The sequence below is a fragment of the Sulfurisphaera sp. genome (genome assembly GCF_059755235.1).
Genome location: NZ_DBPRYF010000011.1, coordinates 1 through 20,450, shown reverse-complemented (window position 1 = coordinate 20,450; position 20,450 = coordinate 1). Strand labels below are relative to the sequence as shown.

Sequence of the window (20,450 nt, the reverse complement as noted above, 5' to 3'; positions counted from 1 at the left end):
ATAGTCTTCCCATAAACGTCGTAACCTAAGAGAAAATCAGGTTGCCATGGAATATTCCATCTATTTTCTCTAATTATTCTGTCACCTTCAACAATTCTTCTAGCCACTGTAAGAATTAAACCAAAAATTAAATCTGCCGTAGTTTCGGTTAGTACTTCTGGGGTATAACCAATCTTTATCCCTTTACTTTTTGCATATTTAACATCGATGTGATCATATCCAACGCTGTATGTACTTATGATCTTTAGTTTTGTGGCAGAATCTATAATATCTTTATCAATTTTATTAGTCAAAGTACAAAGTAGACCATCTACATCACGGATATTTTCCTTTATCCAATCTTTATCTGGAGGAATTTCGCTACTCCATGAAATTATATTACCATATTGTTTTATTTTATCTAACCAATAAGGAAATAACTTAAAAGTCACAAGAATGTTAGGCCTACTCATAAATACAACAAAGCAACATAAACACATATATTTTGCTATCAATTATTTATATACGTGAGTAGTGTATACTTACCGTTAGCTGTTGATTCTAATTATCAACCTTTATCTGTATCAAAACAGTTAGCTATAGCTTTAGTAAAAGCAGCTCCTAAAAATACAAAGATAAAAAAGGCTACATTAATTGGATGGCCACTCCTTTTGGTAAAACATGAAAAAACTGGAGGTTATATAATTTTTGATGAAACTCTTAACATCGAAACAAAATTACAGTTTATAATATTACAAGACTATAAAAAGATAATTGATCAAATAGAAAATAATAAAAATGAATCAGAAGTTTTAGCTATTCTGAAGTCTTATAGATGGAAAGAGGTCAAAGGAAGAGAAGAGGAAATATTTAAAGGGATAATTCCCGATGATATAAACTCTCTATTTTCATATGGTAGTCAGCCTCTTCCACTAAAAATCTTGGATAAAAATTTAACTAGTTTCGACATAGAAAATTCTATTAATGATATCAACTCAAGAGAAAATACTATTTTAGAAAATATAAATAAAATAAATGAAATTGAAGGAAAAGTAAACACTGTCATAACGATAATAAAAGGAAAGAGGGCAGAAGAAAGAAAACAGATTGAAGACAAATATAATGCTATGATCCAGGAGAAAAGTGAGACACTTAAAAATCAATTAGCTACGTCAAAAAAGAGTTTAGAGACTGAATTAGGAAGTGAAGCAAATAAACTGTACTCGAAGATGTCAGAAATAGAAGTAATGATAGGAAAAATAGAACTAGAATATGAAGCAGATAATAGTTTTCAGAAAGACCTTGAAAATATGCTATCTGTTAAATCAAAATACCTTAATGAAATTCAAAGTAAAGTTAATGAAATAAAGAACAAGTATAAGGTAGAAATAAGAAATATAAAGAATCAATTAGAGGCTTTAAAAATACAAAAACAGAGAGAACTTGATGCGATAGATGCTAAAATTAAGGAGCTAGATAGTTTACAGAAGTATATAATTGAACAACTAGAAGAATTAAAGCAAATATGTAATAATGAACTAGAAAAACTGAGACTGTTTGTAAAGAGAGCCCCTTTTGATACGGAAAAAGTAGAATTAATAATACCGTTTTTACTCGTAGTCGATATAAACAATACTACAAGAGTTATACAGCCTCAGATATATAATAGTAAAAAACAATCATCATTCTTTGGTTTCTTTAAGAAAGATGCTTCAGAGATTTCCTCTGATATAAATGTAAATTTATCAACATTCTATAATATAATTACACAAAAATATGCTGGATTTGAGGACAACCTAAGAACGCAACAAGTATCATCAATAATAGAACAAGGGCTCAATGAATTATATGAAGATGGGTGGGGAGTAAGAAGAAATCTCGACGAATATTATGGTTAACACAATTCTTTTTAAAGTTTGATTTCACAACTTTAACTTGTGGAGAAGAATAAATCAAAGCAAAAAGGACACAAGAGATCATATTCAGAAAGTTTGTCAGCACTAAAGAAAGAACTTAGAGCATTAACCTTTGAACCTATTTATGGAGAATCATTGAAAGAAATTGCTGCCAAACTTACTACTAAAATCCAAGAGATAGTTGAGAGCTACGGATATGAAGTTGAGTTCTCTGAAAGAGCAAAGAAAGAGGTTGAAGGGGATGTATACTACTTTATCTATCCGTTAAAGATAAAAACAAAACATTCAACAAAAAAGATTTACTTAGAAGTGGAATATCTCATTTATGATGAAAATGCTTGGATGGGCATTATAACTGATATAAAGTGAATCACCTTTTATTACTTCTTCTATCCCATACCATATAAACAGCAACAGAAGCTCCTATAATAGCTAGAGCTAAGAGGAACTCCCCAATAAACAGTTCTCCAAATGTTGTTACTTGTTGATTAGAGATTACAGTGGTGAAAGTTGGCGGTGAGGTAATAGTTACTGAACTTTGTTGAGTAGTCAAGTTAGACACATTCCCTATGTTTACTATTTTTGAATTGACTAGTGTTACCTGTTTAAATTGAGATGTATAAGAATATATAGTTGAATTTACAGCTGTCAAATCATTCACTATAGAGTCAATAAAGACAGCTGTCTTATTTTCTATTACAGCCTTATCTGCATAAATATGATAAGCGTAGCTTCCGGTAAAGATTGGCACAAAATTATAAGGTAAGACTAAGAAAGATACGGTACTTGCGACAGGCTGAATTGATAAACTATTATAGTTTAATGTTGAATTGAATGGTAAAGGAATTCCATCAGCGGAGCTTCCAACTATGTAGACGTTCCACAATCCTGCTATCTGATCTGTAGTAACTCCAGAGTTATTATAACTACCTGGGGGAATGGAAAAGTTGCCTATCCAATACCCATTATCATATTGCAGATTTACAGAATAGGACAATTGTAAGTTTTCCATCTGACTGGAAAGATAGCTGGGAACGAATATTGCGCTGAAAATTCCATACTTTACTTTACTCCCATTTGGGTAGTAAATACTCGCATTCACGTTTACACTACTGTTTTCAAATACCACTGAATTCACTTTAGCAGATAGTAAAAGGGGCTTATTAGCTATGTAAATCTGGGTATATCCAACGCCAAAAGCGGTGTAAGACCCATTACTATAGTTTCCATAAGCTTTAACCATATAATAACCACTTGGTAAGGAAGAAGGTACTTTAACTTGAGCTATATAGTATGATGAGGAACCTACAGTGATTGCATTAACTTGAGTAGAATAGTAAACTTTCCCATTGTGTATGAATGATACTGTTATATTAGGCATACCTAAACTCTCTGCTATTACTTCTAAAGTTATATTCTCACCGTTATATGCTGAAGTGGGCTCTGTAAATGAGTTAGTGATTATAACTGGAACTACATACATTCCTAGGACTATTTCGTCAAGGCCTATAGTGTTATTTACTGAAAAGACATAAACTCCTCCAAACTCTGTTTTAGATAAATTAACATAACCTTCGAGCATACCGGATTTGTAAGAAACAGTAATACCTAAACTGGAAATATTAATTATAGGTAGGTTCTGAAGTTGTGATTGTGTTATTTGTGTTAAGCTACCAGTACTCTGATTCTCTTTATAAACTATTAAATTAGCAGAACTGTAAGAGGATACCAATGAACCATTAGGATAAGTTATCATAACTAAAACCGGTATACTTGTAGGTATTGGATATATTGCAACTTCTGGAAATATAAACAATGCTTGATAACCCACAGTAATGTAAGTAAAACCGTAAGCGTTACCATATTTTGAATAAATTTCGTAGACTCCAGAATGTGATAAAGAAAACTCTCCAACATAAGCAGAACCATTATAAATAAGCTGAACTTGATCAACTATGTTAGAGCCATTATAAACATAGGCGGTAATGCTATTGGGTAGTTTTGACTCCCCAGTTAAATAACCTACGATTTTGATAGTTTGACCGAGTAAAAAGGTACTATTATACGTTGCTATTGATAACGTTACACTAGGTTTCTTTAAAAGCGAAACAAAGTATCCGGCATTAATATAACCAAGCCCGGTAACTGGGTTAAGAGATGAATTAGCTATATATGGTGTGTTATAACCAAAGTCAACTGGGACTAAAGCTTTAGTTCCTTGAAGAGAATATATTAACGGATTTATAAAACCTAACTTTCCATGGACTTGGACAGCAAGAGCTATTATGCCAGCAACGATAGGAGTTGCAAGAGAAGTCCCTCCAACTAGATATGTCTCATTATAGTAATATAAAACGGGTACACCGGAGTAAGGATTACCATCAGCAACAACATCTGGAGTCACTCTAAAACCATTTAACCCTTGATATGGAGGGGCAGGGAAAATAGTGCTATAACCACCAGTAGAGCTACCTATTATACTTTCTCCGCTCCATGCGGTTTGATATGTGGAATTACCAGAAACGTAGAGTGTTGAACCACCAACCGATAAAACATATGGTATAGAGGAAGGAACAATAGTTGAACCTAATGGACTTAAATAAAAGTTATATCCATTACCGCCAGCATCCCCAGATGCAGCTAGAAAAGTTATTCCTTCAGCTTCTCCTAGCCAATACTCATAAACCATTGATTGTAAATATGACATTGGTAAAAGACCTAACAAGAAATAAATTTCTGGTATACCAAAACTTTGTGAAACTACGCTAACTTGGTCTTGTTGAACAATATATGCTATTGCTTGAGGTAAAGATAAGGAAGGATTAGCAACGTAAAGATAAATACCTGCACCGGGCGCAGCTGCATGAGCGTATTCGACATCTAAAGAAATCTCCAATGCCCATCCACTTGCTATACCATCATTTGGGTTATAAGCTCCTATAGGTATGACCTTGAAAACAGGTGGATTAGGTAGATTGTATTGGGAATCAAATGACTGTAGTTGTTGGAAAATATAGGGATCTCCTTCAAAACCTAAAATACCAATGTTGACTCCGCTACCATTTATTCCATGTTCAAGTAAGTATGAGATGTTATAGGCTAATTGTATATCTTGCGGTAAAACTGAGTTATATGCTACGGCTTGAGTTATCTTAACCAAGTTGGTAGGTTTTGAAAGGAATAAGTAAGTCAAATTAGTAGCCAATATTATACCGGGAGAATTAGATCCGACAAAATAGTATACTTTTTTACCGAGAATATTAGTAGTAATGAACTCTCCGTGAAATAATTTCTCTACTTCACCAGCTTTTGCTTGGAAAGAGATTACATTTAAGGTTACTTGAGGAGTTATACCCTTAGACTCTAAATAACTAATAGTCCTATTTATTGTTTCATTGGGTATGAAGAGAGTTTGTAGTTGCGAGGAATTAATTACAACGTGCTGTTGCACATATGTTTGTAGTAAAGCTAAATTTTTAGGAGGAATGACAATAGCTACGTTAACTAGTTGATTACTAGGAATCCGGCTTACTGTATTTACGCTACTACTGTTTGGGGTCAAATATATAGGGATAATTGGAGTTGAGAGTGCTAAAATTAAGAAAAGTAATGACCACATCATTAACAAAAACCTCTCGGTTATACTTTTATAATTTTTCCATATACACTTACCTATAATTTTTTCAAAATAATACAAAGATTAGCAAATAAAAATGTGAATCCACAAAGTAAAATATAATAATCTAGTTGAATACGTAAAACATAAATGTTATACAAAGAACCAGAAGATGGAGAAAAAATCAGGTTTGATAAGGGAAAATGGGTAACACCCAATAAGCCAGTAATACTTTATATAGAAGGAGATGGTATAGGACCAGAGATTACAAACGCTGCAATAAAAGTAATTAATAAAGCAGTAGAAAAAGCATATAAGAGTTCTAGGGAAATAAAATGGTTAGAAGTTTATGCAGGTGAAAAAGCTTATAGATTAACTGGTGATAGATTTCCTAAAGAGACTCAAGACATGTTATTAAAGTATAGAGTAGTGCTAAAGGGGCCTTTAGAAACACTAATTGGAAAAGGTTGGAAATCAGTAAATGTTGCAATAAGATTAATGCTTGACTTATACGCAAACATAAGACCAGTAAAGTATATACAAGGGTTAGAGAGTCCTTTAAAGAACCCTGAAAAAGTAGATATGATAATATTCAGGGAAAACACTGACGATTTATACAGAGGAATAGAATATCCATTTAATAGTGAAGAAGCTAAAAAGATAAGAGATTTCTTAAGAAATGAACTAAAAGTAGAAGTAGAAGATGATACTGGAATAGGAATAAAAGTTATGAGTAAATATAAAACTCAGAGAATAACTAGGTTAGCTCTCCAGTATGCACTAGAGCATAAAAGGAGAAAAGTTACTGTGATGCATAAAGGTAATGTAATGAAATACACTGAGGGAGCTTTTAGAGAGTGGGCTTATGAGGTCGCATTAAATGAATTTAGGGACTTTATTGTAACTGAAGAGGAAATAAACCAAGGTGTATCTGCTAATGGTAAGCTCATAATGAATGATAGAATCGCAGATAACATGTTCCAGCAAATTATTATTAGGCCGGATGAATATGATATAATTTTAGCACCTAATGTTAATGGTGATTATATTTCTGATGCTGCAGGAGCTTTAATCGGGAATATCGGTATGTTAGGAGGAGCGAATATAGGAGATGAAGGCGGAATGTTCGAGGCTATCCATGGTACTGCTCCAAAGTATGCAGGTAAGAACGTAGCGAATCCCACAGGCATAATAAAGTCCGGAGAACTGATGTTAAGATGGATGGGATGGAACGAAGCTGCTGACCTGATAGAAAAAGCAATAGACTTAGCCATAAAGCAGAAAAAAGTAACACAAGATATAGCAAGGTTTATGGGAGTAAACCCATTAGGCACGAAAGAGTATGCAGATGAACTAGTAAAAATAATAGATACGTTATAACTAAGTCCACAATTAACTCCCCAGTCTTTACAGTAAATTTCTTACGTTTCTTTAACCTTACGTACTCCAATAAAAAGACAGAGACCCAGGTTTGCACAAGTTACTTTTTCCTTCTTTTTCTTTTTCTCGTGACATGTAGAAAAGGAAAAACAAAAACAATATACAAACTTTTAGCGTTTACATTTCAGTAAAACAACTTATAACATTGGAAATTTGGAGTCTCTGAAAAATATTATTATATAAACTCTTATACCTAGTATTACCCGTCGAAATAATATAAACACTAAATTGTAATATTTTTTCAGTCACAATATATATAATAAAATAGGGTATCTTATTTTATGGAAACAGAGGAAATTTACTGTAAAATTGGGGAGTAAAATATACGTATTCCTTGCGTTTAAGTTGATAAGGTAACACCATAAAATAATATTGAAAACTAAAATAACGTATGAAACGAAGGAAATGATGTGTCAATAAAGGAAGCATTGAAAGGAGGGAAAGGGGAGGTAATCAAAGATCCTAGGGTTTTCATCGACCCTTTAACAGTGTTTAAAGATATTCCATTTAGGGAAGATATATTAAGAGAAGTAGCTATTGCTGTCAGATATTTTGTCAAGTCTGATGTTAGGTTTTCCACCTTGTTCTTAGGGCTTACCGGTACTGGGAAAACGTTTGTTGCTAGATACATGTTAAATGAAATTGAAGATGTCAAACAAGAAGATCAAGACTATAATAAGGTTAAGCAGGTTTATATAAATTGTAGAGAAGTGGGAGGGACTCCTCAAGCAGTATTATCGGTATTAACAGAAAAGCTAACAAAAGTTGAAGTTCCAAAACATGGAATAAATTTAGGCGAATATATCGAAAAAATAAAAGAGGAACTAGATAACAAAAAGGCTTTGGTTTACCTAGACGAAGTTGATACTTTAATTAAGAGGAGAGGAGGAGATATAGTCCTTTATCAGTTATTAAGAGCTGATGCTGATATTTCCGTCATAATGATTAGTAATGATATTAATATAAGGGATTATATGGAGCCTAGAGTGTTATCATCCTTAGGCCCTACTGTATTCTTTAAACCTTATGACGCAGAGCAGTTAAAGAGAATTTTATCAATTTACGCTGAATATGGTCTTTTTAGAGGCACTTATAATGATGACATTTTATCTTATATAGCAGCAATTTCAGCTAAAGAGCATGGTGATGCTAGAAAAGCTGTAAATTTGCTGTTTAGGGCTGCTCAACTAGCCTCAGGTGAAGGTTTCATTAGAAAGGAGCATGTGGACAGGGCAATAATTGAATATGAGCAAGAAAGGCTAATTGAGGCTATTAAAGCTCTTCCTTTCCACTATAAGTTGGCTTTAATGGCAGCTATGGATGCAGAAGATGTAGTTACAGCTCACAAGATTTATACAGACTTATGTAATCAATATAAACAAAAACCTCTTTCATATAGACGTTTCTCAGATGTTATCTCAGAGTTAGATATGTTTGGTATATTAAAGGTTAAGATAATAAATAAGGGAAGGGCTGGTGGTATAAGGAAGTATATAGAAATTACTGATAAGGATAAAATTCGTAAGGTTCTTGAGGATACGATGAATTTAGGGTCTGAAGAGCAGATGTAACACTGCCTTTATACTGTAAATGGTGATCCCAATGTTATGGGAGAAAGTCAAGGAATTAGAAGAAAGGAAAAAAGAGCTTGAAGAGAAAATTGTAAATCTAGAAAAATCGCTAAAGGAGCTTCCAAGTGGTCATTTAGAAGCTAAGCAGATTAATGGTAAAACTTACTATTATTTAAGGTATTGGGAAGATGGCAGATTAAAAAGTAAATATATAGGAAAAGATCCTAAAGACATAGAAGCAAAATTGAAAGATTCTTATGAATTAAGAAGTAAATTAAGTTTATTAAAACAAGAAAGAGAGAAAATAAATAGAATATTAATACGAATTATGAACATTTTAGACGAGAATTTATCTAGTTAACTTTTTATTCTATTAAGCTAGAATTATATTACCATGTTGGTTATAGACGCTTCAATATCTCAAGCTCTGACAAACTTGGCGACAGAAATAATAGATGCAATTCCATCGATAATACTTTTTATAATAATTGTTATAATAGGCTATATAGTAGCAAAAGTAGTAGCGGCTGTAGTTAATAGAGTTCTAAGTAGACTATTTACACAATCCCACATACAAGTTAGTGCAGGCTTAGTTGCAGGCACAATAGAGGCCTTAATAATTTTACTAACTTTAGCTATAGCGTTTTCAGTCCTCAACTTAGGATCGGCAACTGTTTATGTAGCAGAAGTTGCTAGATATTTACCATACTTAGCTGGTGCAATCTTATTGCTAACTTTAGGAGTAACACTAGTTAACGTTTTAGTAGATTACATGAATAAACAAATGGCAATAAATGATCCATTTATTGGGATTATATTGAATATTTTAAAATTTGGTCTATATGCGATTATTATAACATTAGCAGCAACATTAGCAATATTCTACTGGATACCTTTCATAAGCCCGTATCTGTTCTATGACATCATAATAGGCTCAGTGGTATTACTATTTGGTTTCTCAATAGTAGATAAAGCAATGGAGAGTATATCAAAATCTGATCCAAATGCCGGGTATATAGCAACTTATGGGAAATTCTTACTATACACATTATTTCTACTGATTGCAACAGCAATAATTATGCAGCCCTTTGCTCAAGTACTATCAATTATTCAAACATTATCATGGGGTCTAGCAATAGCATTTGCAATATTATTAATACCCTTAGTTTACGCCTTAATAAAAAGAATGGCTTCGGAATTAAAGTGAAGTTTTTTTGAGTTTCGACCCTTTTTCATAAATTAGGCTTTTATTATTTTATAAAGAATTGATAAGTATGAAAAAACTTTCTGAAGAGGAAATAAAAGAGAGGCTTAAGGAGTTAAAAAATGGTTGGGAACTAAGTGGAAATAGATTGGAAAAGACTTTTACTTTTGAAAACTTTAAAGAGGCAGTTAATTTTCTTAATAAAATTGAACCAATAGCAGATGAAATGGATCATCATCCTGATGTTTGTATTTATTATAACAAAGTTGTAATTCAGCTTACTACGCATGATGTAGGGAGTTTGAGCGATTTAGATATAGAGTTAGCTAAGAAAATTGATTCTCTAGCTAAATAACAAATCTTATTTTTTCCGTTCCACCGACTTTAATCCCTTTTCTTACTTTTAGAAAAAGTATGTCTCCTCTTACTTTTACATTTCCAGATATCTTATACCCTGTAACTTTCCCCGGTAAAACCCATAATGCCTCATAAGGATATTCGGTAACTTCTTCCTCGTAAACGTCTTCATATTCGTTAACTCCTTTCTTCAGAGACCCTTTGAATCTTATTAAAAACTCTACGAAAGGATATTTTATAGAAAGAAGCCCTAATCTTACAAAAACGACCTTTGCCCTTACTCTCACCCCATTTATTTTTATCACTTCTTGATTAAGGTAGTACTGCATATTCTCTTTTAATTTTCTTATTTCATCTTTTACTTCGTTCTTTTTCAAAGATGCATAATATCCATCCTTATCATAATAATAAAAAACTGTGACTTGATTGGTTTCTCCAAATGAATTCATATTAAAAAATCCTCTAGCATAAATAGGTTTGACTTCATTCATTTCTTTCTCCTTTTTGTTTTAGTTTCTTGTTGCAAAAATGGTAAAAGTGCCTCTGTTAATCCGTTACACTCTTTTAATTTATTTAGCAAAATATTGACGAAACAACATAAACTGCCTAATCTTTCAAAGGAATTAAACTTTATTGAGTTTTGAGGTCTTTCTGTCGATATTGTTATGAGTTTTGCTTGTCCTGCTAAAGCTTTAAGAAAAAGTCTCTCTGTTTTAGCTAGTTCTGAAGTAGTCCATTTACCTTCTGCTTCTTCTGGCAATTTCAATTCATTACTCCAAATAACTTTATCACAGTTAGGAGTAACATCTATCTCAATTCTTTTTTCCTCTAAATCTACAATTTCAGATTCGTATCCTTTTTGTTCTCCTAAAAATTGACTTACCAGTTCCTTTAGTTTCTCATTTTGATATGCACAGCAACTTAAAGACGCTAGTTCTTCAAGAGATGAGAAGTCCCTTAAGTTTATATTATTTGCTCCTCTCGCAGTAGCTATTGAAAGTAGCGTAACAGAGTTTGGTACCATTAAAACTTCAAATCTATAATAGTTACTGTCAGCAAGTCTTATGATGTAGGTCTTTCCATTTTGATTAGCTAATTTTCTGAACTCTTGGAACTTATTTGAAAGGTATTCCTTGTCACAGTTATCTAAAAGAAAATTAAATCCTCTTATATCTCTATTATCTTCTGTTGAGCATTTCATAAATTAAAGTTTGAGATAGAGTATTTAAAAATAAAACTTCTTACTTCATATCATTTAATAAAATGAGCCCGGTTTTTGTTAGTTCATAATAATATTTTTTATTCTTTTTTATATTTACTAAACCAAATCTCTGTAATAGTTCTAGATGGTATCTTATTGTAGAATAATTTAGATCTAATGTTTTAGATAGCTCATACGCATTTCTAGGGCCCAACTTTAACTCTTCCATTATTTTCTTCCTTGTATCCCATCCGGGTAACTCTAGCAGGTCTTCAAATTTTAGTATGCTCATGTGTTATATCTTAGCCTAAATATTGTTTAACTCTAAGCCTTTTCTGTTTTCAATTTCTCTCTATTTCCTAGTGTTAAAATTAGTTTTATTGCTATAAAACTGAGATTAAAAGCAAAGAGACTCGACAGGGTAAAGGTAAAAATAACGTTTATTATAACTAAAGTAAGTTCTAGTTTGTCCATAAGTTAGCTTTAGTCTCCTACCTTATTAGAGTATACTTAATTAAATGGATAGTACCTAATCCTATTGGTTATTAGTATTAACACAAGAAAAGCTAGGATGGTCATTATAGCTATGGAGTAATAATCTCCTCTTAAACCTAGTAATAGAAGTAAAATTAACGAGAATGGTATTGGTAAGAACCCTTTATTAAAACCTGATTGAAGTATCGAAACTCCAATAGCAGGGAATAAAAGTAAGGGGTTGAACACTGAGCCAATTAGAAGTGCTATTAGCAATATCATTAAGAGTAACCAAATAATGCTACTTCTTTGTGCTAGCATTCTATCTATCATTTTAATACAAAAGGAAAATAAATTTATAGGTTCATCAAAGCGTCGTAAAAATCCCTATTATGCTCTCTGAAACTACTGAAAAATCTATTTTTCCTTACCTCATTTAAGTTAATTTCAGTTATTATACTATCTTCTTCAAATAATTTTGCTTTGCTAATTATTTCTCCACTTGGGGAAACCACCATAGAACCTCCCCAGAAAAACTCTTCTTCTTGGCTTCCTACATTATTAACAAAAACTGTCCAAATGCCATTGATTAGTGAATGAGCTTTTAGTAGAGCCTCCCAATTATCTTCAATTCCAAGCTTTACTGATAACCTTCTCATTGGGGATGAAGCAGGGATAAATATGGAATCAGCTCCCATTAATGTAAGTGCTTGAATAGGTTCGTAATGCCAAGCATCTTCACATATTATAACCCCAAATTTTATTCCTTTATATTCAAAAATTTTCAAGTCTTTTTTTGGATCTCCAGGCTGAAAATATCTTCTTTCTTCAAATAAACCATAAGTAGGTAAATAAAATTTATAAACATAATCGGCTTTATGATTAATTATAATGACCGTGCTGTTTCTTAAAATTCCGGGTCTAGTTTCTTTTACTAGACCAGCCACAATGCATTTATTTTCATCTGACAGTTTCTCTACAGCTCTCTCACCCTCCTTGTATACTTCATAGACTAAATCCCTAAGTACATATCCGGTAAGTGAAAGCTCAGGGAATATTATACAATCTGCTGTTGACGACTTTACTATCTCCAGGTGTTTTTCTAAGTTTAATTTTACATCACCAAGTTTTGGTCTTATTTGTGCTAACTCTATTTTTAACCCCATTGTCTAGGATACCTCCAATCTGAGTTAACTGCTCTTCCGCTTAATCTAAATATTTCTGGTGGTAATCTCTTATGTTGGGAAGTTTTAACCATATTTATTATCTTTTGTATCTTTACTTGATCTGTATTAGTCATTTCCGATATTTCTTCTATTTCTCTCATTTCTTCAAATTTGAGATAAAGGATTGAATCAATTGTTTCATAATCAAGACCTATTTCTCCTTCTGCTGTCTGTCCTTCCCAAAGGGCAGGAGATGGAGGTTTGTTAACTATATCTTCTGGTATTCCTAAATATTCCCCGAGCATTCTTACTTGAGTTTTGTAAAGGTCTCCTATTGGTAATACATCAACCCCTCCATCACCATATTTAGTAAAATACCCAAGCATTATTTCGCTCTTATCTCCGGTACCTATCACAAGATAGTTCATTTTTTGGGCAAAGGCGTATAAGAGTATCATTCTTATTCTTGCCTTTATGTTTCCTATTATTATTTTATCTGTAGTTTTAACTAAGTTAGAGAAATTCTCAGTAATATTATCGATATTTATTAGAGTATATTTATCTTCAGCATTAAGACTTTTTATAATCTTCATTGCATCTTCTATGTCTTTTTTAGATGTAGAAGATGACGGCATAAGTAAAATATGAAAGTTTTTAGTAGCTTTCGAAAGCAAAATTGTTGTTACGGAAGAATCTATACCTCCACTTAGGCCTATTATTCCTCCGACTTTTCTACTTTCTTCTATATACTCTTTTATTCTTTTTGTTAGATATGATGTAACTCTAGCAAAATCTAAGGAAAGCCTTTGTCTTACATAATCGGGCATCATCAAGTTATATTAGTAACATTTACCTTATATGTAGCGAAGTAATAGTAAGAGTAGACTTCTACAACAAATGTTGTGGAGTTAATCGATTCATTATAATTAGGGGCAAATGCGAAAAATATTGCTGTAGAGTTAGGAGGTACTTCTGCATATGTAAAATTCCATACCATATTTAAGTTGTTAGGTAATGAAACTCTTACGAGCGTTATATTTATTGGTTTAGCTCCAAGGTTTTTAACTTGAACCTGAAGAGCCGTATAAGGCATTTTTCCTAAAGGATCTACCTCAACTATTCTTAATGGATTACTACTTACATAAGTTTCATGAGCATAAACTCCAGTAGAAAGGAATACAACAAGTATTAAAAAGAGAGGTGTCAATAAGTCTCTTTTTACATTAATTTTGATCTTAGGTAGAGTGTAATTTTGCCGGTATACTCCTACAAATAATAACGGAATCCACATAAAGAAATATTCCGTTAAAGTCCTCCACATAAACCAACTTATTATCATGGGATAAAGCCATAGACTTTCCTTTAACACACTAAAAAATCTATAATAAATATATATTAGAAATATTGACACAATAATCTCTGAAAATGTAAAGAACCATGGTTCTAACTGAAATAGCCCAGAATAATTAATGACGGTTAGTCCTATTTCTCCGACAGGGATCGTAGAGATATCTGTTGTAAAAATGTTAAGGAATGCTTTGTAATTCCACAGTAGAAACGGTACGTTTAAAGAAATCAATGTTAAGAAGAAGTAAATAGTATAATCTCTTATATTTTTCTTATTATTTTCTCCTTTTATTTTATATATTAGAAGGAATGGTAAAGCTATCCAACTTAGTTGGGAAAATGAAGTTGCTAAAGCTAGACTAACTCCTCCAAATTTATTGTTACGAAGATAAGCTATAAGTAGAAATGTAGCCGGAACCACTATGTTTACACCATAGAACGGTGAAATAGCTACTGCTGTCAGTATATAAAGGAAAATTACTGGTAATAAAGCAAAGGGGTCCTGTTTCTTTCTCCCTTCAATATAGATAAGTATGATTAGGATTACATCAAAGATTACATTAATTATGTTGATGTAGTAACCAGGGGCGTCCAAATACTTAATAAACAAGAATATAGGAATATAAAGAATAAATGAGAAAGGAGGATAGATAAAGTTAGTTGCTATATTTCCGTTGATTAGGTAAGTAGGAGAAACTGAGTTAGGGCTATATGTCATTAAATAAGGGTCTTTACCAGAGAACAGGTAATTTAGTGATTCATAAATATATTCCATATCATCAGTTCCGAAATTATTTATAAGCGAAATGCTAAGCATAATGAATGTTATCGTTGCTATAAATGCTATGTAATCATCTATTTTGGATAAGTTTCTCTTAGGGTCAAGCAACTCTGGGTAAAGAGTAATTATAATTATACTTACTGCAGAAAAGAAAGTTAGGGAGGAGACAGCGGCTGATAAAGGATTAGATAATATGCTTGTTCTATAATTTATAAGATAAATGGTATATAGTATTATAGAGGCCAAGATTAAGTATAGTAATTTATGTCTTATTTCAATATCCACATGGTAGTACTCACGTTAAAGAATATAAATAGTTATTTCGAAGAATGAAGCGATGCGAGTATATAATTTAATATCTCATCAGCTAGTAATTCTCTATTACTTCGCGTAACTATGTATATTTTTCCGTCAGTCAATTTGATTCTTCTATGGACAACAGCTATTAAATTGTAGTTGCTTTGGAGTATTTTATCTATTAACCCTTTTAGTTTAGGTATCGAAAGTTCCATTGGACCTATCTCGTCTATTGCCAATATATCTGCTTTAAATATTTCTTCCTCCAGTTTCTTAATAGTTTCTTCAGTTAAGATCACGTTGTATTTTCCAATCTTAATATTATTTTCGCCGTAAATATTAGCCAACCAATCTTCTATTTTTTCATCAAAGCTCTTTATTTTAAAGCCTACTCTCTTTCCTCTTTCTCTAACCTCTGGACAATAAAAACCGGAAACATTTATACCTTTACGTGATAATTCATTAACGATCTTCAAAAGGAGAGTGGTTTTCCCTACTCCTGGTTCACCAGTTATATAAATACGTAATGGTTTTAACATTTTAGCTAAATCATTCTTTGTATCTTTATTGATAGTTTTTAACTTAACTTAGCTTTCTCCTTTAAAGGAGATGTTTTCAGTAGTAAAAGCTTAATGCTTAAAAAGGATATGTTATAGAAGCGTTTCCCAGGCCATGTCATTTATTGATACTCATTGATACTTTTAGATCCACGGTCTGTATCAGCCCTAGGTGTGATATTACCAACATTAACCACACAGAATGGGGCTCGGTCGAGGCTAACACCATGAGCCTCCCATTTGAGTTTCGCTGTCATCCCCTCCCCTCCACGCATTGTGCATCATCAAGAGGAGTTTCATCCAGCTTTTCCTCATAAGACTTAATTTAGTAAGAGTAAATAAGCTTCACTATAAAGTGAGAATAACCTTATTTATAGAGCATTCTTAGTCCTAAATGCTAAAGGTCCTATTTAGAGGGAAAGACACTGACATCACTTCCATCCTCAAAGACGAAGACATGCCATCTTAATTAAGCTTATTATTTATGTCATGTGTATACATTATGTGAAACCATGTCAAACTATGTTTATATGACTGTTAGGATGTTTAAGCTCTCTGAAGATTGGTGGAAGCTACAGAAAGAAGATAGAAAAAGATTTCTTAATAGGGTTTCTGAGGTAGAAAAGGAATACGAGGGGAAATTGGTCTCCCTAAAGAGGTTTCTATCATTGAGACACGATGGCGATTTGATATACTGGGCTTCGGATTTTAATACAACTCCTTTAAATGAATTTAGATACGCAATTGAATCAGTTACAGATTCTTACCTAATAGAGAAGCTATCATTGTTCTCTATCTTCAAGTCTTCTCCTTATATGGAGGGAGGAAATAAAGATTTATCTGCATTTCTAAGAACTCCTCCCCTTAAATATTTTGTTGCATATCCTATGAAAAAAAGCCCAGAGTGGTACCTGTTACCTTTTGATGATAGACGTGATGTTATGGCTGAACATATTAAGATGGCTAAGACGCATCCAGATAATGAAGGCATAAGGTCATATACAACTTACTCTTTTGGGATAGGAGACTATGAGTTTGTAGTAATATATGAAATCCCAGACCTCTATAAGTGGACTAATGTTGTAGAAAAGCTGAGGGAAGCAAGGGCAAGGAAGTGGATCACATTAGAAGAGCCTATATTAGTTGGTGAGCAAGGAGATCTTGATATTTTTGCGAAATAAATAGTAAAGTAAGCATGGTTTTACCATCTTCTAGTTTTCCATCTAGTACCATATTAACTGCATCTCTAAGTTTTATCTCAAACGGTTCAATAACTTCATATTCTTCTAAGTGTTGTGAAGTTTTGACTAGTCCTTTTGCTACAAACACATGCATAACTTCTGTAGTAACACCCGGTGAGACATAAAACGAGAATAGTTTTGTTACACTTTTAGCTTGGTATCCAATTTCCTCTTCCAGTTCTCTTTTTGCAGTTGTTTCCTCATTTTCTCCTTCATCTATTGTACCTGCAGGCAATTCATACAGCCATTTATTAACAACCGGTCTATATTGCTTAATCATGATAATTGTTTCTTTATCTACAAAAGGTACAATAACTGCTGATCCTCTGTGCTTTACATAAGCTTTTTCAACTTCTTTCCCATTTGGGAGATTAAATTTATCTATAATTACATCGAATTTTGGTGAAGAGAATATTTTCATTATGGGATATTAGACCTTCGGTTATTTAAGTACTTTTGAGTAATTCTCTCATAAACCCCATACCAATCTATTTTTATTAACACAATTCCTAAAACTATAAACAAAATTGTTAATCCTATAGACAGAAATAGTGGGTTTATATTTGTGACATTGCTTATTTTTATTATTCCAAATAATTCTATTGGTATTTCTATTGCACTTTTTAATATTTTAGAAGGTACTGTAATTAACAACATTTTCATAAGAGATGCTCTAGTTATTCCACCTCCCATATAAAGGTAATCATCAAGAGGTAATCCGGGTATTACTGCAGTTATAAAAAGCGCCAAGGGGAAATATTTATTTTTTATGAATTTATCTAGAAGAGGTATGTTTTTATTTTTATGTAAAGGCTTTCTTAATGCGATACCGAGTAGGTAAGTAAGTGATTTGGCTAGTGCTGCCCCGACACCAGATATGATAATGACAAGAATAAGGTTTTCAGGTGTTTTACCGAATGTTATCAAGAAATTTGTTGCAATGAGTGTATAGGGAGCTCCAGCGAATGGTATTATATTCGAGATAAAGCTAATGGCAAAGATAACTATTAAGATTGAAGTTGATATGCTCATCAAGTTAAAATTCATAAGTGTGCATTTTATAACTATTCATATGTGTACTTTTTGTAAGATTTTGAATAGACAATTAGATGGTTATTTTGTCTATGAAGATGAACATTTTGCTGCTTTTTTAGATAAATATCCAGTGGCCCCAGGCCATACTCTAGTTGTTCCGAAGGAGCATTTTGAAAATTATCTAGAGACCCCAGAAGAAGTCCTAAGCGGATTGGCAAAGGTAGTAAAAATAGTTAGTATTGCAGTAAAAGATGCAGTAAAGGCTGATGGAGTAAGGATATTAACCAACGTTGGTGAAAGTGCTGGCCAAGTTATATTTCATTTGCATGTACATATAATTCCTACGTGGGCAAATGACTACCCAGAGATTTTCAAGTACTTTACACCAAGAAGAGAAATGAGTTCTCAGTATTACGAATTATTACAAAAAGTTATTAATGAGTCAGTCAAAATGATTAAAGATAAATATAACTGGTGATGATAGTTGGGATTGAGAGAAGAATTAGAAGCAAGATTCGGTAATAATTTCTCTGATAGCCTTGTAGAGAGATTATCCCATTCAGCAGATATGGGATTTGTTCCCCAATTAGTTTGGGCTGGCATTAAGATTAAGATTATTCCAGATTATGTTATATATCCTAGTTCAACCGAGGATGTGATAGATGCAATAAGAATAGCTTTGAAGTATCAAGTTCCAATAACACCCTATGGAAGGGGAACAAACAGATATGGTAATGCATTAACTACAGAAGGGGGGATAATCCTTGATTTTTCTAAAATGGATAAAGTTGAGGTAGATGAAAATAATATGGTTGCTATAACAGAGCCTGGGGCTACTTGGAAGTTAGTAGATTTGGCTGCCCAGAGCAAGGGATTGCAGTTAAGAACTTTTCCATCATCTTATGACTCTACTGTAGGGGGAGGAGTCGCAGGAGATGCGTTGGGTATTGGATCTTATGAATATGGTTTTATCTCAGATAATGTCACATTCGTAAATATGATAAATCCCAAGGGAGAGCTTGTTCATCTTGAAGGCACTAATTTAGCATTAGCAGCCGGAGCTGAGGGAATTACTGGAATTATCGTAAAGGTGGGAATGAAACTGAGAAAATACTCTCCCACGGAAGCTCTTGTATTGTCATTTGATTCATTTGATACAGCTATTAGAGCTATAGGAGAGTTCTATAGAGAAGTTATACCTGCATGGCACGTGCAATTGAGGGGCCCATCAATTTCTACATATATTGCACAGAAGTTTAATGTCAAGCTCTCGCCAGGGAAATGGAATATGATAATATTATATCCTTCTGTGCGTTCCTCATTAGTTGAACCTAAACTTTATAGAATAGCTCAAACTTTCAATGCTGAGACATATGAAGGTGAATGGACTGGTTGGTGGTCATTTAACCATGGTGTAGTAGCTGCATTAAGAACAAAAGGTCTTTTAATTCACCAGCACGGTCTTATCCATTATACAAAGATCCAAGATTTAGTAAATGAGCTTGGCGGTTTTCTTGGAAAGCTGGGTGAATTGGATCCAAATACTGGTTTTGACTTAGATATAGACCTAGAAAAAAGAGAAGTTTTGCTTGTTAATGCGTTTACTGAGGTTTCCTTAAAGCCCAATGATAAGAAGTTGATTTACGATTTAGCTAAGAATACCTTAATGATGGAATCCTTTGTTAAAGTAGGCGGTTCATTACTTTCAATAGGTATGTTTGGTCATAAATATTCAAGGAATAGACTATCAGCAATGAGCAAAACTTTTCAACAACTAGGTGTTGACAGATATGAGGTTATCAAAAAATATAAAGAGGAAATGGATCCGGAAGAATTATTTAATCCAGGTAAAGTCTTAGAGCCAAAGAAGAGAGGTAAAGTAGTATTTGAGATTGTAAAAAGGCAACAAGAGGCTTTACAGTTTAGATTTGGAATAGGTTTCGTCAAGGCAATCATGCCTGGTGGCGAGATTGATGGTTATAAGGCTGTGAGCAGATTCCTTGACATATTTACAGATTATTCGCTTGAATGTATTGATTGTGCAATGTGTGTTACAGTATGTCCACAATTTAGGTTAATTCCTCAAGTCCCATATGCACCTAAAGGTATGTTTGACTTTGTTAAAGGTGCAATATCTTCGTACTACTTGAACAGAAGTGTGGATATACCAGATTCTGCTATAGCCGAAATTTCTGGGTGTCATAAATGTGGATTATGCGATGGTGTATGTCCAGCTAAGATTCCAATATCCTCATTACTAGTAAAACT

Annotated in this window: 23 protein-coding genes; 10 read left to right on the top strand and 13 right to left on the bottom strand. The window is 32.9% G+C overall.

The genetic code is table 11. The annotated features are described in order from the left end of the window. Positions 1 to 452 (bottom strand): Rossmann-fold NAD(P)-binding domain-containing protein (locus AC3OCB_RS01235; RefSeq protein WP_498340356.1); only part of this gene is annotated, 452 nt, incomplete at its 3' end. 54 nt (positions 453 to 506) lie between these two features. On the opposite strand from AC3OCB_RS01235, the gene AC3OCB_RS01230 reads away from it, so the two are divergent. Next, complete coding sequence (locus tag AC3OCB_RS01230; protein WP_498340355.1) at positions 507 to 1,877, top strand: coiled-coil domain-containing protein; 1,371 nt, start codon at positions 507 to 509, stop codon at positions 1,875 to 1,877. 39 nt (positions 1,878 to 1,916) lie between these two features. Then, the gene (locus tag AC3OCB_RS01225) at positions 1,917 to 2,264 is read left to right on the top strand and encodes a hypothetical protein (protein WP_498340353.1); all 348 of its coding nucleotides are present in this window, start codon (positions 1,917 to 1,919) and stop codon (positions 2,262 to 2,264) included. Position 2,265: 1 nt separating this feature from the next. Here the strand turns inward: AC3OCB_RS01225 and AC3OCB_RS01220 are convergent, their stop codons facing one another. Beyond that, positions 2,266 to 5,517: a S53 family peptidase gene (locus AC3OCB_RS01220; protein WP_498340351.1), complete on the bottom strand. Its 3,252-nt coding sequence runs from the start codon at positions 5,515 to 5,517 to the stop codon at positions 2,266 to 2,268. Positions 5,518 to 5,661: 144 nt separating this feature from the next. Between AC3OCB_RS01220 and AC3OCB_RS01215 the strand changes: the two genes are divergently transcribed. The 5 genes from AC3OCB_RS01215 (at position 5,662) to AC3OCB_RS01195 (ending at position 10,081) form a co-directional block, all read left to right on the top strand. Continuing rightward, positions 5,662 to 6,891, top strand: coding sequence for an NADP-dependent isocitrate dehydrogenase (locus AC3OCB_RS01215; protein ID WP_498340349.1), 1,230 nt, complete (start codon positions 5,662 to 5,664; stop codon positions 6,889 to 6,891). A gap of 470 nt (positions 6,892 to 7,361) precedes the next feature. Further along, entirely contained in the window at positions 7,362 to 8,522 is a 1,161-nt protein-coding gene (locus AC3OCB_RS01210) for a Cdc6/Cdc18 family protein (protein WP_498340348.1), read from the top strand. A 31-nt stretch (positions 8,523 to 8,553) separates the two neighbouring features. Further along, positions 8,554 to 8,883, top strand: a complete 330-nt coding sequence (locus AC3OCB_RS01205; protein ID WP_498340346.1) for a DUF6788 family protein — start codon at positions 8,554 to 8,556, stop codon at positions 8,881 to 8,883. A gap of 33 nt (positions 8,884 to 8,916) precedes the next feature. Next, entirely contained in the window at positions 8,917 to 9,729 is an 813-nt protein-coding gene (locus AC3OCB_RS01200; RefSeq protein ID WP_498340345.1) for a mechanosensitive ion channel family protein, read from the top strand. 67 nt (positions 9,730 to 9,796) lie between these two features. After that, entirely contained in the window at positions 9,797 to 10,081 is a 285-nt protein-coding gene (locus tag AC3OCB_RS01195) for a 4a-hydroxytetrahydrobiopterin dehydratase (RefSeq protein WP_498340344.1), read from the top strand. On the opposite strand, the gene AC3OCB_RS01190 is transcribed toward AC3OCB_RS01195, so the two are convergent. From AC3OCB_RS01190 to AC3OCB_RS01150, 9 genes are all read right to left on the bottom strand, one after another. After that, positions 10,074 to 10,574: a hypothetical protein gene (locus tag AC3OCB_RS01190; RefSeq protein ID WP_498340343.1), complete on the bottom strand. Its 501-nt coding sequence runs from the start codon at positions 10,572 to 10,574 to the stop codon at positions 10,074 to 10,076. The two genes, AC3OCB_RS01195 and AC3OCB_RS01190, sit on opposite strands and share 8 nt — an antisense overlap. After that, positions 10,571 to 11,284 (bottom strand): hypothetical protein, encoded by a 714-nt coding sequence (locus tag AC3OCB_RS01185; RefSeq protein ID WP_498340342.1) that lies wholly within the window; start codon positions 11,282 to 11,284, stop codon positions 10,571 to 10,573. The genes AC3OCB_RS01190 and AC3OCB_RS01185 overlap by 4 nt, the downstream gene beginning before the upstream one ends. A gap of 40 nt (positions 11,285 to 11,324) precedes the next feature. Next, entirely contained in the window at positions 11,325 to 11,576 is a 252-nt protein-coding gene (locus tag AC3OCB_RS01180; RefSeq protein WP_498340341.1) for an ArsR/SmtB family transcription factor, read from the bottom strand. 218 nt (positions 11,577 to 11,794) lie between these two features. After that, a complete protein-coding gene (locus AC3OCB_RS01175) occupies positions 11,795 to 12,091 on the bottom strand; it encodes a hypothetical protein (RefSeq protein WP_498340340.1) in 297 nt (98 codons plus the stop codon). Between the two features lie 23 nt (positions 12,092 to 12,114). After that, positions 12,115 to 12,924 (bottom strand): nitrilase-related carbon-nitrogen hydrolase, encoded by an 810-nt coding sequence (locus AC3OCB_RS01170; protein WP_498340339.1) that lies wholly within the window; start codon positions 12,922 to 12,924, stop codon positions 12,115 to 12,117. Continuing rightward, the gene (locus AC3OCB_RS01165) at positions 12,915 to 13,751 is read right to left on the bottom strand and encodes an NAD+ synthase (RefSeq protein WP_498340357.1); all 837 of its coding nucleotides are present in this window, start codon (positions 13,749 to 13,751) and stop codon (positions 12,915 to 12,917) included. Before AC3OCB_RS01165 ends, AC3OCB_RS01170 begins: the two co-directional genes overlap by 10 nt. 2 nt (positions 13,752 to 13,753) lie before the next feature. After that, positions 13,754 to 15,337: a hypothetical protein gene (locus AC3OCB_RS01160; RefSeq protein WP_498340338.1), complete on the bottom strand. Its 1,584-nt coding sequence runs from the start codon at positions 15,335 to 15,337 to the stop codon at positions 13,754 to 13,756. Positions 15,338 to 15,369: 32 nt separating this feature from the next. Continuing rightward, entirely contained in the window at positions 15,370 to 15,888 is a 519-nt protein-coding gene (locus AC3OCB_RS01155; RefSeq protein ID WP_498340337.1) for an NTPase, read from the bottom strand. A 140-nt stretch (positions 15,889 to 16,028) separates the two neighbouring features. Continuing rightward, positions 16,029 to 16,181 carry a hypothetical protein gene (locus AC3OCB_RS01150; RefSeq protein WP_498340336.1) on the bottom strand — a complete coding sequence of 51 codons (153 nt, stop codon included), beginning with the start codon at positions 16,179 to 16,181 and terminating at the stop codon, positions 16,029 to 16,031. A gap of 237 nt (positions 16,182 to 16,418) precedes the next feature. On the opposite strand from AC3OCB_RS01150, the gene AC3OCB_RS01145 reads away from it, so the two are divergent. Beyond that, positions 16,419 to 17,087 carry a chlorite dismutase family protein gene (locus tag AC3OCB_RS01145; protein WP_498340335.1) on the top strand — a complete coding sequence of 223 codons (669 nt, stop codon included), beginning with the start codon at positions 16,419 to 16,421 and terminating at the stop codon, positions 17,085 to 17,087. Here the strand turns inward: AC3OCB_RS01145 and AC3OCB_RS01140 are convergent. Beyond that, positions 17,041 to 17,568 carry an NUDIX hydrolase gene (locus AC3OCB_RS01140; RefSeq protein WP_498340334.1) on the bottom strand — a complete coding sequence of 176 codons (528 nt, stop codon included), beginning with the start codon at positions 17,566 to 17,568 and terminating at the stop codon, positions 17,041 to 17,043. The two genes, AC3OCB_RS01145 and AC3OCB_RS01140, sit on opposite strands and share 47 nt — an antisense overlap. Beyond that, complete coding sequence (locus tag AC3OCB_RS01135; protein ID WP_498340333.1) at positions 17,568 to 18,179, bottom strand: hypothetical protein; 612 nt, start codon at positions 18,177 to 18,179, stop codon at positions 17,568 to 17,570. Before AC3OCB_RS01135 ends, AC3OCB_RS01140 begins: the two co-directional genes overlap by 1 nt. A gap of 40 nt (positions 18,180 to 18,219) precedes the next feature. On the opposite strand from AC3OCB_RS01135, the gene AC3OCB_RS01130 reads away from it, so the two are divergent. Next, on the top strand, positions 18,220 to 18,660 hold the full coding sequence (locus AC3OCB_RS01130; protein WP_498340332.1) for an HIT family protein: 441 nt from the start codon (positions 18,220 to 18,222) through the stop codon (positions 18,658 to 18,660). Between the two features lie 6 nt (positions 18,661 to 18,666). Then, the coding region (locus tag AC3OCB_RS01125) for an FAD-binding protein (RefSeq protein WP_498340331.1) at positions 18,667 to 20,450 on the top strand (1,784 nt) is incomplete at its 3' end.

Coding starts and splice junctions, on each gene's coding strand:
- AC3OCB_RS01170 (WP_498340339.1), bottom strand. CDS start 12,924: ATGGGGTTAAAAATAGAGTTAGCACAAATAAGACCAAAACTTGGTGAT.
- AC3OCB_RS01135 (WP_498340333.1), bottom strand. CDS start 18,179: ATGAGCATATCAACTTCAATCTTAATAGTTATCTTTGCCATTAGCTTT.
- AC3OCB_RS01185 (WP_498340342.1), bottom strand. CDS start 11,284: ATGAAATGCTCAACAGAAGATAATAGAGATATAAGAGGATTTAATTTT.
- AC3OCB_RS01205 (WP_498340346.1), top strand. CDS start 8,554: ATGTTATGGGAGAAAGTCAAGGAATTAGAAGAAAGGAAAAAAGAGCTT.
- AC3OCB_RS01180 (WP_498340341.1), bottom strand. CDS start 11,576: ATGAGCATACTAAAATTTGAAGACCTGCTAGAGTTACCCGGATGGGAT.
- AC3OCB_RS01195 (WP_498340344.1), top strand. CDS start 9,797: ATGAAAAAACTTTCTGAAGAGGAAATAAAAGAGAGGCTTAAGGAGTTA.
- AC3OCB_RS01175 (WP_498340340.1), bottom strand. CDS start 12,091: ATGATAGATAGAATGCTAGCACAAAGAAGTAGCATTATTTGGTTACTC.
- AC3OCB_RS01150 (WP_498340336.1), bottom strand. CDS start 16,181: ATGCGTGGAGGGGAGGGGATGACAGCGAAACTCAAATGGGAGGCTCAT.
- AC3OCB_RS01215 (WP_498340349.1), top strand. CDS start 5,662: ATGTTATACAAAGAACCAGAAGATGGAGAAAAAATCAGGTTTGATAAG.
- AC3OCB_RS01190 (WP_498340343.1), bottom strand. CDS start 10,574: ATGAATGAAGTCAAACCTATTTATGCTAGAGGATTTTTTAATATGAAT.
- AC3OCB_RS01145 (WP_498340335.1), top strand. CDS start 16,419: ATGTCAAACTATGTTTATATGACTGTTAGGATGTTTAAGCTCTCTGAA.
- AC3OCB_RS01130 (WP_498340332.1), top strand. CDS start 18,220: ATGTGTACTTTTTGTAAGATTTTGAATAGACAATTAGATGGTTATTTT.
- AC3OCB_RS01155 (WP_498340337.1), bottom strand. CDS start 15,888: ATGTTAAAACCATTACGTATTTATATAACTGGTGAACCAGGAGTAGGG.
- AC3OCB_RS01165 (WP_498340357.1), bottom strand. CDS start 13,751: ATGCCCGATTATGTAAGACAAAGGCTTTCCTTAGATTTTGCTAGAGTT.
- AC3OCB_RS01200 (WP_498340345.1), top strand. CDS start 8,917: ATGTTGGTTATAGACGCTTCAATATCTCAAGCTCTGACAAACTTGGCG.
- AC3OCB_RS01220 (WP_498340351.1), bottom strand. CDS start 5,517: ATGATGTGGTCATTACTTTTCTTAATTTTAGCACTCTCAACTCCAATT.
- AC3OCB_RS01140 (WP_498340334.1), bottom strand. CDS start 17,568: ATGAAAATATTCTCTTCACCAAAATTCGATGTAATTATAGATAAATTT.